We start from the raw sequence: 15,437 nt of genomic DNA on the forward strand, positions 1-15,437 counted from the left end.
ATTGTTCAGGCAATATATTTAGCTTGTATCTAAATTACCAGAAGCCCTCCCAGACCCGAAGGAATCTCCTTTGACCAACACCGCCACGCTGGCAACCCTGTCCGGTTCCGATCTCGCCGCCGACCCCAACTGGTGGCGCCAGGCATCGGTGTACCAGATCTACCCGCGGAGCTTTTCGGACTCCAATGGTGACGGCCTGGGCGACATCAAGGGCATCACCGCCAAGGTCCCGTACCTGAAGGAACTTGGGATCGACGCCGTCTGGCTCTCCCCGTTCTACCCCTCGGCCCTCGCCGACGGAGGCTACGACGTCGACGACTACCGCGACGTGGACCCCAAGCTCGGCACCCTGGCGGACTTCGACGAGATGTCCGCCGCGCTGCACGCCGCCGGCATCAAGCTCATCGCCGACATCGTCCCCAACCACTCCTCGAACCGGCACGAGTGGTTCCGGGAGGCCCTGGCCTCCCCGCGCGGCTCCGCGGCCCGCGAGCGCTACATCTTCCGCGACGGTCTCGGCGACAACGGCGAGCTCGCGCCGTCGGACTGGGAATCCGTCTTCGGCGGCCCCGCCTGGGAGCGCATCACCGAGCCCGACGGCACGCCCGGCCAGTGGTACATGCACATCTTCGCCAAGGAACAGCCGGACCTGAACTGGGCCAACCGGGAAATCCGCGACGACTTCCTCAAGACGCTCCGCTTCTGGTCCGACCGCGGCGTGGACGGGTTCCGCGTCGACGTCGCCCACGCGCTGACCAAGGACCTCACCGAGCCGCTGATCTCCAAGGTGGAGCTCAGCGCCGCCAACACCGGAACGGACGGCTTCCCGGACGGCTCGCACCCGTTCTGGGACCGCGACGAAGTCCACGAGATCTACGCCGAATGGCGCGAGGTGTTCAACGAATACAACCCGCCGCGCACCGCCGTCGCCGAGGCCTGGGTGCACGCCACCCGCCGCGCCCGTTATGCCAGCCCGGAGGGCCTGGGCCAGGCGTTCAACTTCGACCTCCTGCAGGCCGACTTCGACGCCGGCGAATTCCGTGAAATCATCTCCCGGAACCTCGCCGAGGCCACCGAGTCCGGTGCCTCCTCCACCTGGGTTTTCTCCAACCACGACGTCGTCCGCCACGCCACCCGCTACGGCCTGCCCCAGGGCGGCGGCAAGCACGCCCGGGGCCAGGACGGCAAGGGCTGGCTGCTGGCCGGCGCCCCCGTCGAGGAGCTCGACGTCGAACTCGGCCTGCGCCGCGCCCGCGCCGCGACCTTGCTGATGCTGGCCCTGCCGGGATCGGCCTACCTCTACCAGGGCGAGGAACTGGGCCTGCAGGAAGTCGCGGAGATCCCCGACGCCGAGCGCCAGGACCCCACCTTCTTCCGGAACAAGGGCGTGGAGATCGGCCGCGACGGCTGCCGCGTGCCCCTGCCCTGGGCCCCGGAGGGCACCTCGTTCGGCTTTGGCGCCGGCGGGGCACACCTGCCGCAGCCGGCCTGGTTCAGCCGGTACGCGGTGGCAGCCCAGGACGGCGTGGAAGGCTCCACCCTCGAGCTTTACCGCAAGGCCCTGAAGCTGCGCCGCGAACTGCAGACCTCGGAGGAACTGCAGTGGCTGGAGTCCGGCAACGCCGACGTCCTGAGCTTCAGCCGTCCCGGCGGCTGGCAGACGGTGACCAACTTCGGCGACGCGCCGGTTGACCTGCCGGCCGGCGAGGTGCTGGTCAGCAGCGGCCCGCTGGATGGCGGACAGCTGCCGGCCAACACCACCGTCTGGCTGCGGTGAGTCCCGCACCGCAGGCTTCGCCCGGCACGCCTGCCGGCGCCGGGAACCTCCCCCAGGAACTCGTCTACGGCTGCATGGGCCTGGGCGGCGACTGGTCGGCCGAGCCGTACTCGTCGGCGCACGTGGACGAGGCGGCCGCGGCCGTCGAGGCCGCCCTCAAGGCGGGCATCACACTGTTCGATCACGCGGACATCTACACCAGCGGCAAGGCCGAAGCCGTCTTCGGCGAGGTCCTGGCCGGCACCCCCGGGCTGCGGGAGAAAATCCGGCTGCAGACCAAGTGCGGCATCCGGCTCAATGAGCAGGGTCTGGAGGCCTACTACGACCTCAGCCGGGACGGCATCCTGGAGCGGGTCAACGAAAGCCTCGCCCGGCTCCGGACGGACTTCGTCGACGTGCTCATGCTGCACCGCCCGGATCCCCTAATGGATCCGGCGGAGGTTGCCTCCGCCGTCGGGCAGCTCATGGCCGAGGGCAAGGTGCGGGCCGTGGGCGTGTCCAACATGTCGGGCCCGCAGATCGAGATGCTGCAGGACCGGCTCGAGGTCCCAGTCGTGGGCAACCAGCTCGAAATGAGCCTGCTGAAACGGGCGTGGCTGGAAAGCACGGTGCTGGTCAACCATGCCGAGGGCACGGACTACAGCTTCCCGCACGGCACCGTGGAGCACTGCGTCCGGAACGGCATCCGGCTGCAGGCATACGGGTCGCTGGCCCGCGGCCTCTACACCGGGGCGCCGGCGGCCGCGCGGACGCCGGCCGAGGAGGCCGCCACCTCCCTCGTGGCCGCCCTGGCCGCCGAGAAGGGGACCACGGGGGAGGCGATCGTGCTCGGCTGGCTCATGAAGCACCCTGCCGGCATTGCGCCCGTGGTCGGCACCGCGAACCCGGACCGGATCCTCGCCTGCGCCGGCGCCGCCGAGGCCGCCGCGGCGATGACGCGCGCCGAGTGGTACGGGCTCTGGGTTGCGGCCCGGGGAAGCAACATCCCGTAGCCAGTCCCGCCCCACCCAACTGGCCGGCCGCCTGGCCGTTGTGAGCCTGAAGACGGTTCTGCCGCCGGCCAGCTGGGCAGCGATGTGATTTTGGTCGTAATGGTCGCCGCTGAGGGCCGGATCGCTTAGCGGCAAGTGCCTCCGGGCGGCTAGCGTAGATGCATGACCTCTACGACCACCGCCGAATCACTTCGGCCCCAACGCAACATCCCGGCCGACATCGCCCGCTCCTGGCTACTGGTTAACGCGATGAAGACCGACCTCTTCGACCAGTCCGCCGTCTCCCGGGCCGATGCCATCATCCTCGACATCGAAGACGCGGTGGACCCTTCGCAGAAGGACGCCGCCCGCGCCAACGTCGTGAACTGGCTGACCGCCGGCGGCAGCGCGTGGGTCCGGATCAACGACGCCACCAGCCCGTTCTGGGCCGACGATCTCGCCGGCCTGCGCGGTACCCCCGGGCTGCTGGGCATCATGCTGGCCAAAACCGAATCGGCCGACCAGGTCACGGAGAGCTTCCACCGGATGGACGGCAAGACCCCGGTGATCCCCCTGGTTGAGTCCGCCGTCGGCATCGAGGAAGCCAACAACATCGCCAAGGCCCAGGGCGCCTTCCGCCTGGCCTTCGGCTCGGGCGACTTCCGCCGCGACACCGGCATGGCGGCCACCGCCGAAGCCATGGCCTACCCCCGCGCCAAGCTCGTTGTGGCCAGCCGCGTCGGCAACCTTCCAGGCCCCATCGACGGCCCCACCGTCGGCACCAACCACCCGATTCTGCGCGAACAGACCGGCATCACGGTGATGATGGGGATGACCGGGAAGCTCTGCCTCGCGATCGACCAGACGCCGGTCATCAATGAGGTCATCAGCCCCACGCCGTCCGACGTCGCCTGGGCCACGGACTTCATGGCCGACTTCGAGGCCAGCGGCCGCGTCATCCGGGACGGCTCCGACCTGCCGCGCCTGGGCCGCGCCGAGAAGATCATGAAGCTCGCCGTGGCCTTTGGCGTGCAGCCGGCCCTGTAGCCGCCACGCCACCGCAGGAGACCCCGTGACCGAGACCCGCTATCTGGTGCACGGGGTCTTTTGGGATGGTCCGGCGCCGGGGCCCGCCGCAGCATCCGGCGGCAGGTCTCCGGCGATGCGCCTGCAGGACCCTGGCGGCGCCCTGACCGCACTGACGCTCGACGCCGGCACCCGCCTCGGTTTCCGGCTCGCGGCCGCGGGCAGGCACTGCCTCGGGCACCACCTGGTGCACGGGCCCGCGGACCGGGACCACGTGCTGTGTCCGGACCGGGCAACCGCCGCCAAGGGCAGCCAGTGCGAGCGGTGCTTCGTGCTGGACGACTCCCGGCTGATCCATGACTTCCACCGCGGCGGCCGGGTCCCGCCGGGCCTGCGCGCTTACCTGATGCAGCCGCACTGGCTCTACGTCGCCACCTTCGCCAACGGGGCCAGCAAGGTAGGGACCGCGTCCCACCTGCGCAAATGGAACCGGCTCGCAGAGCAGGGCGCCGTCGTCGCCCGGTACGTCGCCCGTGCCGGGGACGGCCGCGTGGTCCGCCTCCTCGAGGACATGATCACGCGCGAGGCCGGGCTGCCGCAGCAGGTCCGCGCTGCCGCCAAGGCCGCCGCGCTGCTCGCCCCGGCAGCCGCCGTCGACCTCGATGCCCTGAACGGACGGCTGGCAGGGGAGGCCCGGACCCTGCTCGCCGGTGCCGGCGGGGAGGGCTTCGTGGTGGTGGATGAGCGGTGGGCCCGGCCGGAGCTCTCCGCGAGGGCGTGCTCCCCGGCCGCCCGGCATGCCTATCCGTACGACCTGGCGGCCGGAGCGCACGGGTTCCGCATCGACGCGCTGAGCGGCAGCATTGCCCTCGCATCGCTGGATGGCAGCGGACTGGAATTCGTGGTGAACCTGGGCCAGCTCAAGGCCCGGGTGGTCGAACTCGGTGACCACGGCTCGGACGTCCCGGCCGTGCAGGAAGCCCTGTTCTGACGCTGGAATTGCCCCGCGATAGTGCCGCCAGGAATTTTGCGGCTCGCGGCGTCGTCCGCCCGCCCCGGTAGACTGGCACGGTGCTGAATGAATTCTGGGCCACCGCGCCAACCACCTACAAGGTGCTCGTCTTCGGCGCCATGGGCCTGATCGCCCTCGGCATCATCCTCAGCGTGGTGGGCAACAGCACCGGCAACCAGCCCCTTGCCCTCGCCTCACTGGCAGTGATCGGGCTCGGCCTGATCCTGCACATTGCCGGGCTTGTGGTCCGCGGCCAGGCGATCCGGAAGAACCTCAAGCGCTAGCGGCCGCGTTCCGCACCACATGGCTCCGGGCATGCTCCACCGCGTCCGCGAGGGATGTGAACAGATGCTTGTGATGCCGCAGTGAGCGGATGACCCCCACATTGGTCACGAGCTCGAGATGCTGCGGCTGGACCCCCTTGAGCAGGACCGTGACCCCGCGCAGCTCCAGCGCGGAGACCACCTCAACGAGCATGTGGGCGCCCGTGGCGTCCAGCATCCGCAGCTGGGACAGCCGGATGACGGCCACCTGGATGTCCCTGACCTGGCTGATCTCCTGCAGGACCCGCTCCGCTGCGCCGAAGAACATGGCCCCGTCCAGCCGGAAGATGGCGATGTGCTCGTCGCCCGGAACCGGCGGACCCGGGATTTCCTCCCGCCGGACCCCGCTCAGGGAAGCGAAGGTCCGCAGCGTGAACACGGCGGCCGCGGCGAGTCCGATCTGGATGGCCACAATGAGGTCGAAGGCGACGGTAATGAGGGCGGTGATCACGAAGACCGCGGCGTCGGCCCGGGTGGAGCGCAGGATCGCCGTCACGGTGTGCCGCGAGACCATGCGGACGGCCGTGACCATGAGGATGCCGGCCAGCGCCGCCAACGGGATCCTGCCGACGAGCCCCGCCGCCAGGTAGATGATGGCCAGCAGCACGAGGGCGTGCACCACCGCGGAGAGCCGGGTCTTGGCCCCGGAACGGACGTTCACGGCGGTCCGGGCGATGGCGCCCGTGGCGGGCATGCCGCCGAAGAATCCGGCAGCGATCGAGGCCAGCCCCTGGCCGGTGAGCTCCCGGTCCGGGCTGTACGCGCCGGACGGACGGCCGTCGGGGCCGACCATGCCGGCGGCCACCCGCGCCGAGAGCAGGGATTCGATGGCGGCGAGCGTCGCGATGGACACGGCAGGCATCAGCAGGCCTCCCAGCGCGGCCGGATCGACCGAAGGCATCGAGGGCGCCGGCAGGGAGTGCGGAAGCGCGCCGATCCGGGGTATGTCCAGCGCCAGCAGCTCCGTCGCCGCGGTGGTGAGCAGCACCGCGATCAGGCTCGCGGGCAGGGACTTATTCAGCCTGGGCAGCAGGTACATCACGGCCGCGACACCCGCCACCACCGCGAGCGTCTGCAGCACGGTCGGCATGGTGGCCTGCGACGCACTCTCGACGGCGGCCAGGAGGGTGTTGTGGCCCGGTGTCCCCTCGGTGCCCGTGGCCAGCGGAACCTGCTGGAGGAAGATGATGGCGGCGATGCCGAGCGTGAAACCCTCCACGACCGGCCATGGGATGAACGCGACGGCCCGGCCCAGCCCGCTGGCGCCCAGGATCATGACCAGCAGCCCGGCCAGTACAGAGACCAGGGCAATGCTGCCGACGCCGTGTGCGGCGACCACCGGGGCCAGGACCACCACCATGGCGCCGGTCGGGCCGGAGACCTGGACGTTGGATCCGCCCATGACGGCGGCGACGAGTCCTGCCACCACCGCGGTGATGAGTCCGGCCTCCGCCCCGACCCCGGAACTGACCCCGAAGGCCAGGGCCAGGGGGAGCGCCACAATGCCCACCGTGATGCCGGCGAACAGGTCCGTTTTCCAGGCAGACCGCAAGAGCTCGTAGTCGCGGCGGGACGGCACAAACCGGGCGAAGCGTCCCCGGGCCGTGCCAGAAGCCGTCGCTGGGTCTGCTGCCTGGGCCGCGCTCACGGTGCCGTGCCGTCGAGGGGGCCGGTGCTGTCGGCGGGGCCCGCGCGGTCGAGGTGGCCTGCCGGCAGCTCCTGCGCTATCCGGAGCTGTTCGCTGGAACCGGCCAGGGTGTCCAGCAGGAAGACCCGGGCGATCGCGAGCAGCTCCTTGATCATGGGATGAGCCAGCCGGTAGGTCACGACATTCGCCGTCCGGACCGACGTCACCACACCGTGCCGGCGCAGCGTGCCCAGATGCTGGGACAGGTGCGAGGGCTCCAGCCCCGTCTCGGCGAGCAGGTAACTGACCGGCGCCGTAGTGTCCGGCGCCGCCGCCAGCAGCTCGAGGATCCGGATTCGGGCCGGGTGCGCCAGGGCTTTGAAGAGGTTGGCCTTGATTTCGTATAGGGGGGTCTGCGCGGCGGAGATCATGGCGGGGAAACACTTTCTCGCATCCGTTCGCGGCGCGGTCCGGCGGCGTCCTGGCGATTCGGATTGATGGATTGATGTTTTCATCATATCGCGCCGGTCAAGACCCTCCGGGGCACCCGTCAGTGCCCGTCCGGTCCCCGGCGCGCACCCTGTCACGAAGCCGGACGGCCCCGGGCGTGGCGATAGGCTGGAACCATGACTATCAATCCGGACCTGCAGGGGCGCAGCTACCCTGCCGCAGAGGTGTATGACGTCGGCCGCGAGAAGATCCGCGAGTTCGCGCGCGCGGTCAAGGCCACCCACCCCGCCCACTTCGATGTTGCCGCCGCCGAGGCGCTGGGTCACAGCGACCTCGTGGCGCCGCCGACCTTCGCCATTATCGTCGCGCAGCGCGCCGACGCACAGCTGATCGAGGATCCGGAATCCGGGATCGACTTCTCCCGCGTGGTCCACGCCGACCAGCGGTTCACGCACCACCGCCCGATCGTCGCGGGCGACCGGCTGGTCGCCGAACTGCACGTCGACGGCGTCCGCGCCATGGGCGGCGGAGCCATGATCACCACCCGCTCGGAAATCTTCGCCCTTGCCCCCGGCGACGCCGCCGGCGTCCGGGAGCCGGTCGCCACCACCACCTCGTCCATCCTGGTCCGCGGAGAGGGACAGTAGCCATGAGCACAGCATCTTTTGCTCCCAAGTTCGCGGAACTCACGGTCGGCCAGGACATTGGCAGCCGCAGCATTACCGTCACCCGCACCGACCTCGTCAAGTACGCCGGTGCATCCGGTGACTTCAACCCGATCCACTGGAACGAGGCCTTCGCCACCGGCGTCGGCCTGCCGGGCGTGATCGCCCACGGCATGTTCACCATGGGCGCCGCCGTCCAGCTCGTGACCGACTGGGCCGGCGATCCCGCCGCCGTCGTCGACTTCCAGACCCGCTTCACCAAGCCGGTGCCCGTCGCTGACACGACGGGAACGCCGGAGGCCGGTGCCGTGATCGAGGTCAGCGGGGCCATCGGGGCCCTCGACGCCGGCGCCGGCACCGCCCGCGTCGACCTCACGGTCGTCTCGGCCGCCCAGAAGGTCCTCGTCAAGGCCCAGGCCGTCGTCAGGGTGGCCTAGCCCATGACGCTGCTGTGAATCTGGCTGCCGTGAGCAAGGAAGTCTTCGTCCCGCCCGCCGAGATCACGCACTGGCGGAACGCCGTGGTGGTGGCCTACGCCGCGAGTGGAATAGCTTTTTCCACGTGGGTGTCCCGGCTGCCGGCCATCCGCGACGGCCTGGACCTGACCCCGGGCACAATCGGGCTGCTCCTGCTCTGCATGACGGCGGGATCCTTCGTGTCCGTGTCCGCCTCGGGCCTGATTGTCCTTCGCCTTGGCTCCAAGCGCACCATCCGGATCGGCGGCATCATGGTCGGATTCGGGCTGGCGCTGGCAGGCTTCGGCACCTCGGTGCTCGCCAGCCCGGTGGCGGTGGCCGCGGGACTGGCCATCATCGGGCTGGGAACCGCCAGCTGGAACACCGCGTCCAATGTCGAAGGGGCCGCGGTGGAACGCGCCGTCCGGCGGCACATCATGCCCCGGCTCCACGGTTCCTTCAGCCTGGGCACAGTGGCGGGCGCCGGGCTGGGCGCCTGGGCTGCCGGCGCCGGGATCCCCGTCTTCCTGCACCTGGCCGTGGTGGGACTGCTGGTGGCCGGCTCGGTGACCACCGCGGCGGCCTGGTTCCGGGCGGACATCACGCCCCTCGAGGCGGAGCAGCCCTTCAAGGCGTCCGGGACAGATACCTTCGAGGATCCCTCCACCGGCCCCATCCCGATCGTCCGGCAGGCGGACGCGGTCCCGGAGCCGCCGCTGGACAACAAACGCCTCATCGCCCAGGCCTGGCGTGACAGGCGCACCCTGCTGCTGGGCGTCCTGGTCCTCGGGCTTGCCCTGGCCGAAGGAGCGGCGGGGGACTGGGTGGCGCTGGCGCTGGCCGACGGCCACGGCCAGACCGACGCCGCCGGAGCCGCCGGGTACGGGCTGTTCGTCACCTTCATGACCATCGGCCGCTTCGCCGGCACCCTGGTCCTTGACCGCTTCGGCCGGGTCCCGGTGATGCGCTGGTGCGCCGCGCTGGCGGTTCTGGGCCTCGGCCTGTTCGTCTTCGCCCCGGTACCGTGGCTGGCCTACGTGGCCCTGGCCATCTGGGGACTCGGCGCGTCCCTGGGCTTCCCGGTCGGCATGTCCGCCGCGGCCGACGATCCCGTCAAGGCCGCCGCGCGGGTGTCCGTGGTGTCCACAATCGGCTACGGAGCATTCCTGTGCGGGCCGCCGCTGCTGGGCCTGCTGGCCGAGCACGTCGGAATTCTCCACTCTCTGCTGGCCGTCGTGGTGATGCTGATCGTCAGTTTCCTGCTCTCGCCCGTGGCCCGCAAACTCCCCGCGCCCGCGCCCGTGCCGGGACAGCACAGCTAGCCAGGTGCGGCCAGTACCGGCTTAGGCGTGCGGATGATCCCGGCTAGGCTGGTCAGGTGACCCAGATCCAGCTCTCCGCCCTGACCACCTCCGCCGTCGGCGGCCCCGCCGGCAGCTACATCGAGGCCCGCACCGAGGCCGCGATCATCGACGCCGTGCGCACGGCGGACGCCGCCGGCCAGTCCCTGCTGATCATCGGCGGGGGCTCCAACCTGTTGGTCTCCGACGCCGGGTTCCCCGGCACGGTGCTGAAGATCGCCTCGGAGGGGTTCACCGTCGACGCCGAGGACTCCTGCGGCGGCGTGGCGGTGGTGGTCCAGGCCGGCCATAACTGGGACGCCTTCGTTGCACACGCGGTGAAGCATGCCTGGTCCGGCGTCGAAGCACTCTCCGGGATCCCCGGTGCCACGGGCGCCACCCCCGTGCAGAACGTCGGCGCCTACGGGGCCGACGTCTCCCAGACGATCGCCGTGGTGCGCACCTGGGACCGGGAGCGCAACGCGGTGAAGACCTTCACGAATTCCGAACTCAAGTTCGGCTACCGGGACTCCATCCTGAAGCAGACCACCGTCAACGGCTCACCGCGCTATGTGGTGCTCACCGTGGAATTCCAGCTCCCGCTCGGCCGGATGAGCGCCCCGGTCCGCTACGCCGAACTCGCCCGGGTGCTCGGCGTCGAGCAGGGCCAGCGGGCCTACTCCACCGACGTCCGGCGTGAGGTGCTGCGGCTCCGGGCGTCCAAGGGCATGGTCTGGGACGCGGACGACCGTGACACCTATTCCACGGGATCCTTTTTCACGAACCCGGTCGTGACCGAGGACGTTGCGGCACGGCTGCCGCAGGAGGCCCCGCGGTACCCCGCCGGCGCGGACGGGCTGACCAAGCTCTCGGCGGCGTGGCTGATCGACCAGGCCGGGTTCGCCAAGGGCTTCGGCCTGGACCCGGACAGCGTCTCGGGCGGCCGGGCCTCGCTGTCCACCAAGCACACCCTCGCCATCACCAACCGCGGAGGGGCGAGCGCGGCGGACATGCTGGCCGTCGCGCGGGAGGTCCGCCACGGCGTCGTCGAACGCTTCGGCATTGAACTGCACCCCGAGCCGCTGCTGATCGGCGTCCATCTCTAGGGGGCGACTTCCAGGGAAGGGCGGGCCCCAGGAAAGGGCCGCTGCCGGGCTTGTCCGGGGCAGCACCGGCAGGGCGCCCCCAACGCCCCGGCTACGGTTCCGTGGGGCGGGGCGCCACCTTGCTGAAAAGCATGAAGGTGAAACCGGAGGCCGCGGCACCGAGCAGGAAGACCTGGCAGAACGCCACGGACTGGACACTGGGCCCGCTTTGCAGCACCAGTCCGGCGCACGCAAACGCCACGGCGCCGGCGAGGAACGCCAGGGAGCCGAGCAGGAAGGCCTGTACGGTGGCCGGAAATTCGCCGCCATAGTCGAGCTGGAGCTCCCGGCCCTGCGGGGCGATGCTGCCGTGCTTCACGGCCGCCTGCACCCGTGACTGAGACCGTGACTGAGACCGTGACTGAGACCGTGCCCGAGACCGCGCCTGAGACCGTGCCCGCGGCTGCAGCGCCGCGGCCGTGACGAAGCTGGCCACGGACACCCCCATGGACAAGGCGGCAACCAGCTGCAGGGTGCTCATCATGGGCGAGAGCCGGGTACCGCTGGCGATGGCGACGGCGAGCCCGGCAGCCATGCCGGCGGCGCTGGCCGCCCAGCCCAGCAGGGCCAGCTTCCGGCACAGGGGCCGCAGCAGCGGCCACACCTCACTCATAGTCATGGTTCAAGGGTAGGGAAGCCTGCTGGATGGCGGCTGGGAACAGCCGGGCAACAACCCGACAGGCAGCAGACGCGACTTACCATGGTTCCATGGCAGCAGTGACGGGCATCGGCCGGCTTAGCCCCGGAATCATCGGCAGGCTGCGGCTGGCCGCCCAGGGACTGCTGGGACCGGGGTTTCAGTCCGTCCCGGACGCCGTCCGCGGCATGACGGCGATGCAGGCCCAGGACCTGCAGGCCGTGCTCTGGGCCGTCGGCCAGCGTGTGCCGGGTTCCCGCGCCGAAGACGTCCGCGGGGCGCTGGACCGGGCGGAGATCGTCCGTTCCTGGCCAATGCGCGGCACCTTGCACGTGTTGGCCCCCGAGGACTTGAAGTGGATGCTGGCCATCACCTCCGATCGGCTGATCCAGGGCCTGGCCCGGCGCCACCGGGAGCTCGAGATCACTGCCGCGGACGTCGACGCCGCCGCGGCAACTGCCCTGCAGCTGGTCTCCGGAGGAGCTGCCAGCCGGGCGGAGCTGTTCCAGGCCTTCGAACGGGCGGGCCAGTCCACGGCGGGCCAGCGCGGCATCCATCTGCTCGGGATCCTGTGCCAGCGGGGGTTGCTGGTGCAGGGTCCGCTGGCCGGCAACCAGCAGCTGGTCGTGGCCTTCGGCGACTGGATCACCGAGTCGCGGACCGTGGACCGTTCCGACGGCATCGCCGAGTGGCTGCTGCGCTACTTTCGCAGTCACGGTCCCGCCACGGAACGTGATTTTGCCTGGTGGGCCGGCATCCCGCTGACCGAAACCCGGGCGGCCCTGGCCCGGGTATCGGACCAGCTGGCGGAGCTGGAGTTTGAGGGGACCAGCTACTGGCTCGCTCCAGAGACAGCCGCGCTGTTCGACGACGGCGTCCCCGGCCAGCGCACGGTGCTGGCGCTGCCGGGGTTCGACGAATTCCTCCTCGGCTACGCGGACCGGTCCGTCGTGCTGCCGCCGGAGCACGCCGACAAGATCGTCCCCGGCGGCAACGGCGTGTTCAAGAAGACCATCGTGGCCGGCGGCGGCGTGATCGGCACCTGGGCCGGGCCGCCGGGCGGCCGGGGCGCCGGCGTCGTGCCCGAGCCCTTCGACGCCGTTAACGGGCTGCGGCCTGCCGCCCAAAAATCCTTTGGGCTGCAGGCCGCGAAATACCGCAGATTCCTTGGCGCCTGAACAGGTGCCGGAACGGCTCCCTACAGGTTTCCGGTGGCGATGCGGAGCATGCGCCGCAGCGGCTCCGCCGCGCCCCACAGCAGCTGGTCGCCCACCGTGAACGCGCTGATGTACTGCGGACCCATCTCGAGCTTGCGGATCCGGCCCACCGGAATGTCCAGGGTGCCGGACGCAGCCACGGGCGTGAGCTCGGCCATCGAGGCTTCCTTGGTGTTGGGCACCACGCGGGCCCACTGGTTGTCCGCGTCCACGAGCTTCTCGATCTCGGCGACCGAGAGGTCCTCGCGCAGCTTCAGTGTCAGGGCCTGGGAGTGGGAGCGCATCGCGCCGATCCGGATGCACAGACCGTCCATGACGACGCGGTTCGCGGCGGAGGTGCCAAGGATCTTGTTGGTCTCCACCCCGGCCTTCCATTCCTCCTTGGACTGGCCGTTGCCGAGGTCCGCGTCAATCCAGGGGATCAGGGAACCGGCCAGCGGAACGCCGAACTGGGTGGCGTCGATGCCGGCGCGCTGGTGTGCCAGGACCTTGCGGTCGATCTCGAGGATCGCCGACGCCGGGTCGTCCAGTTCGGTGCTGACCTCGGCGTTGAGGCTGCCGAACTGGTTCAGCAGTTCACGCATGTGGCGCGCCCCGCCGCCGGAGGCCGCCTGGTACGTCATGGACGTGCCCCATTCGACCAGGTCGTTCTTGAACAGCCCGCCCAGGCCCATCAGCATGCAGGACACGGTGCAGTTGCCGCCGATGTAGTCCTTCACCCCGCCGGAGAGGCCGGCGTCGATGACGTCCCGGTTGATGGGGTCCAGCACGATGATGGAGTCCTCATTCATGCGAAGCGTGGAGGCGGCATCGATCCAGAGGCCGTCCCAGCCGCGGCTGCGGAGCTCGCCGTGGACCTGCTTGGTGTAGTCCCCGCCCTGCGCGGTGACAATAATGGGCAGCTTCGCCAGCGTCTCGAGGTCGAACGCGTCCTCAAGCTTGCCGGTGGCGCCAGCAGCGGCGCCGGCCAGGTCCGGGGCGGCACCGCCCACGTTCGAGGTGGAAAAGAAGACCGGGTTGATGTTGGCGAAGTCGCCCTCATCCTGCATGCGCTGCATGAGGACGGAACCGACCATGCCACGCCAACCGACCAGGCCGACGGACGGGGTAGCTGCTGTAGTCATGCGCCCAGTTTAGACTTCACAGCCCGCCGGGCGCAGTCGGTTACGTCACGCGTTGTAGTCGCCGCGGGGCTCTTCCAGCAGTGCCGCCTTGCGCCGGCGCAGCGCGAAAACCGCCCCGAACGTGAAGACCTGGGTCACCACCACCAGCACTATCGCCCCGAGGATCTTGTTGCCGCCCAGGATCATGGTCAGCCCCACGACCGCGGAGAGCAGGGCGAGCAGGGGCAGGAGCATGTATCCCAGGACAAAGAGTGTCTCGGGCTTCCGGAGCATTACTTGGCCTCCGTCCGGCGCCACAGCGTGATCCGGTAGCGGGTGCCGTTGGCGGAGGTCAGCCAGCCGTTGGCCGGGAGGCTGGCCGAGACGGTCCAGTCGTAGCCGAGTTCCGGAGCGAAGGTGTCCCCTTCGGCGCTGGTGTCGATGGTGGTGACGACGGCGACGTCGGCAAGGTCCAGGGACTGGGCAAAGATTTCGCCGCCGCCGATGATCCACACGGTCTCATGGCCAGCCACGAACTGGGATTCAAGCAGGGCGTCATCGAGCGACGCGACCGGGACGGCGCCTTCCGCGCCCGGGGTGTCCCGCCAGGCGGCCTGGCGGGTGATGACGATGTTCGTCCGGCCCGGCAGGGGGCGGTACTTGTCCGGGAATGACTCCCACGTCTTGCGTCCCATGATGACCGGGTGGCCGGTGGTGAGGCGGCTGAAGTGCGACATGTCCTCGGGGAGGTGCCATGGCATGGTGCCGGCTTTGCCGATCACCCCGGTGCTGGTCTGGGCCCAGACCAGCCCGAGGCCGGTGGTGGACGTTCGGAGTTGCTCCGTGAAATCGCCGGGCTGCACGCCCGCGGTGTTGTCGTTGCTCATACGGCTATCGGGGCCTTAATCGTCGGGTGGTGCTGGTAGCCGACCACCTCGAAGTCCTCGAGGGTGTAGTCGAAGATGGAGTCCGGCTTGCGGGTGATGTTCAGCTGGGGGTAGTCGTAGGGCTCGCGGGCAAGCTGCTTGAGGACCTGGTCCATATGGTTGTCGTAGATGTGGACGTCCCCGCCGGTCCAGACGAATTCGCCCGGTTCCAGGCCGGTCTGCTGCGCGATCATGCGTGTCAGCAGGGCGTAGGACGCGATGTTGAAGGGCACGCCCAGGAAGGTGTCAGCCGACCGCTGGTAGAGCTGGCACGAGAGCTTGCCGTCCGCGACGTAGAACTGGAAGAACGCGTGGCACGGGGGCAGGGCCATGTCCTTGAGTTCGGAGACGTTCCAGGCCGAGACGATGTGCCGGCGCGAATCCGGGTTGGACTTCAGGTTCTCGATGAGCTCGGCGATCTGGTCGATGTGGCCGCCGTCGGGCGTGGGCCAGGAACGCCACTGGACCCCGTAGACCGGACCGAGTTCGCCGTCGGCGTCGGCCCATTCGTCCCAGATGGTGACGCCCTGGTCCTGCATCCATTTGACGTTCGTGTCGCCGCGGAGGAACCAGAGAAGCTCCACCGCCACGGACTTGAAATGCACCCGCTTGGTGGTGATCAGCGGGAAGCTCTTGCTCAGGTCGAAGCGGAGCTGGCGGCCAAAAACGCTCAGGGTGCCGGTGCCGGTGCGGTCCGATTTGTGCGTGCCGTGCTCGAGGACGTCGCGCAGGAGGTCTTCATAGGGCGTAGGGATGCTCACCG

Annotated in this window: 17 protein-coding genes; 10 read left to right on the forward strand and 7 right to left on the reverse strand. The window is 69.7% G+C overall.

Annotated features, from left to right (window positions below):
- The first annotated feature begins 70 nt into the window (after positions 1-70).
- From B5X90_RS03600 to B5X90_RS03620, 5 genes are all read left to right on the forward strand, one after another.
- Positions 71-1,777 carry a glycoside hydrolase family 13 protein gene (locus B5X90_RS03600; RefSeq protein WP_079550131.1) on the forward strand — a complete coding sequence of 569 codons (1,707 nt, stop codon included), beginning with the start codon at positions 71-73 and terminating at the stop codon, positions 1,775-1,777.
- The gene (locus B5X90_RS03605; RefSeq protein WP_079550132.1) at positions 1,774-2,769 is read left to right on the forward strand and encodes an aldo/keto reductase; all 996 of its coding nucleotides are present in this window, start codon (positions 1,774-1,776) and stop codon (positions 2,767-2,769) included. The genes B5X90_RS03600 and B5X90_RS03605 overlap by 4 nt, the downstream gene beginning before the upstream one ends.
- Before the next feature lie 162 nt (positions 2,770-2,931).
- Complete coding sequence (locus tag B5X90_RS03610; RefSeq protein ID WP_028276509.1) at positions 2,932-3,795, forward strand: HpcH/HpaI aldolase/citrate lyase family protein; 864 nt, start codon at positions 2,932-2,934, stop codon at positions 3,793-3,795.
- 25 nt (positions 3,796-3,820) lie between these two features.
- Positions 3,821-4,765, forward strand: a complete 945-nt coding sequence (locus B5X90_RS03615) for a DUF2797 domain-containing protein (protein ID WP_179129039.1) — start codon at positions 3,821-3,823, stop codon at positions 4,763-4,765.
- Between the two features lie 80 nt (positions 4,766-4,845).
- Positions 4,846-5,070 carry a DUF3188 domain-containing protein gene (locus tag B5X90_RS03620; protein ID WP_079550133.1) on the forward strand — a complete coding sequence of 75 codons (225 nt, stop codon included), beginning with the start codon at positions 4,846-4,848 and terminating at the stop codon, positions 5,068-5,070.
- Here the strand turns inward: B5X90_RS03620 and B5X90_RS03625 are convergent.
- Positions 5,060-6,757, reverse strand: coding sequence for a SulP family inorganic anion transporter (locus tag B5X90_RS03625; protein WP_079550134.1), 1,698 nt, complete (start codon positions 6,755-6,757; stop codon positions 5,060-5,062). The genes B5X90_RS03620 and B5X90_RS03625 overlap by 11 nt on opposite strands.
- On the reverse strand, positions 6,754-7,167 hold the full coding sequence (locus B5X90_RS03630) for an ArsR/SmtB family transcription factor (RefSeq protein ID WP_079550135.1): 414 nt from the start codon (positions 7,165-7,167) through the stop codon (positions 6,754-6,756). Before B5X90_RS03630 ends, B5X90_RS03625 begins: the two co-directional genes overlap by 4 nt.
- 195 nt (positions 7,168-7,362) lie before the next feature.
- On the opposite strand from B5X90_RS03630, the gene B5X90_RS03635 reads away from it, so the two are divergent.
- From B5X90_RS03635 to B5X90_RS03650, 4 genes are read left to right on the forward strand one after another with little or no spacing between them, the layout of a single operon-like run.
- On the forward strand, positions 7,363-7,833 hold the full coding sequence (locus B5X90_RS03635; protein ID WP_079550136.1) for an FAS1-like dehydratase domain-containing protein: 471 nt from the start codon (positions 7,363-7,365) through the stop codon (positions 7,831-7,833).
- 2 nt (positions 7,834-7,835) lie between these two features.
- A complete protein-coding gene (locus B5X90_RS03640; protein ID WP_079550137.1) occupies positions 7,836-8,288 on the forward strand; it encodes a MaoC family dehydratase in 453 nt (150 codons plus the stop codon).
- 29 nt (positions 8,289-8,317) lie between these two features.
- A complete protein-coding gene (locus B5X90_RS03645; protein ID WP_079550507.1) occupies positions 8,318-9,628 on the forward strand; it encodes an MFS transporter in 1,311 nt (436 codons plus the stop codon).
- Between the two features lie 56 nt (positions 9,629-9,684).
- A complete protein-coding gene (locus tag B5X90_RS03650) occupies positions 9,685-10,752 on the forward strand; it encodes a UDP-N-acetylmuramate dehydrogenase (protein WP_079550138.1) in 1,068 nt (355 codons plus the stop codon).
- A 91-nt stretch (positions 10,753-10,843) separates the two neighbouring features.
- On the opposite strand, the gene B5X90_RS03655 is transcribed toward B5X90_RS03650, so the two are convergent.
- Complete coding sequence (locus B5X90_RS03655) at positions 10,844-11,410, reverse strand: hypothetical protein (protein WP_256860039.1); 567 nt, start codon at positions 11,408-11,410, stop codon at positions 10,844-10,846.
- Positions 11,411-11,499: 89 nt separating this feature from the next.
- On the opposite strand from B5X90_RS03655, the gene B5X90_RS03660 reads away from it, so the two are divergent.
- Complete coding sequence (locus B5X90_RS03660; protein ID WP_079550140.1) at positions 11,500-12,606, forward strand: winged helix DNA-binding domain-containing protein; 1,107 nt, start codon at positions 11,500-11,502, stop codon at positions 12,604-12,606.
- 20 nt (positions 12,607-12,626) lie between these two features.
- Here the strand turns inward: B5X90_RS03660 and asd are convergent, their stop codons facing one another.
- The 4 genes from asd to B5X90_RS03680 are packed head-to-tail and all read right to left on the reverse strand — an operon-like array spanning position 12,627 to position 15,435.
- Positions 12,627-13,769, reverse strand: coding sequence for an aspartate-semialdehyde dehydrogenase (asd, locus tag B5X90_RS03665; RefSeq protein WP_079550141.1), 1,143 nt, complete (start codon positions 13,767-13,769; stop codon positions 12,627-12,629).
- Between the two features lie 45 nt (positions 13,770-13,814).
- Complete coding sequence (locus B5X90_RS03670) at positions 13,815-14,042, reverse strand: NF038396 family protein (RefSeq protein ID WP_028276519.1); 228 nt, start codon at positions 14,040-14,042, stop codon at positions 13,815-13,817.
- A complete protein-coding gene (locus tag B5X90_RS03675) occupies positions 14,042-14,635 on the reverse strand; it encodes a dihydrofolate reductase (RefSeq protein ID WP_079550142.1) in 594 nt (197 codons plus the stop codon). The genes B5X90_RS03670 and B5X90_RS03675 overlap by 1 nt, the downstream gene beginning before the upstream one ends.
- On the reverse strand, positions 14,632-15,435 hold the full coding sequence (locus tag B5X90_RS03680) for a thymidylate synthase (RefSeq protein ID WP_079550143.1): 804 nt from the start codon (positions 15,433-15,435) through the stop codon (positions 14,632-14,634). Before B5X90_RS03680 ends, B5X90_RS03675 begins: the two co-directional genes overlap by 4 nt.
- Positions 15,436-15,437 lie beyond the last annotated feature (2 nt).

This window comes from Arthrobacter sp. 49Tsu3.1M3, from assembly GCF_900168135.1.
Taxonomy (GTDB): Bacteria; Actinomycetota; Actinomycetes; order Actinomycetales; family Micrococcaceae; genus Arthrobacter.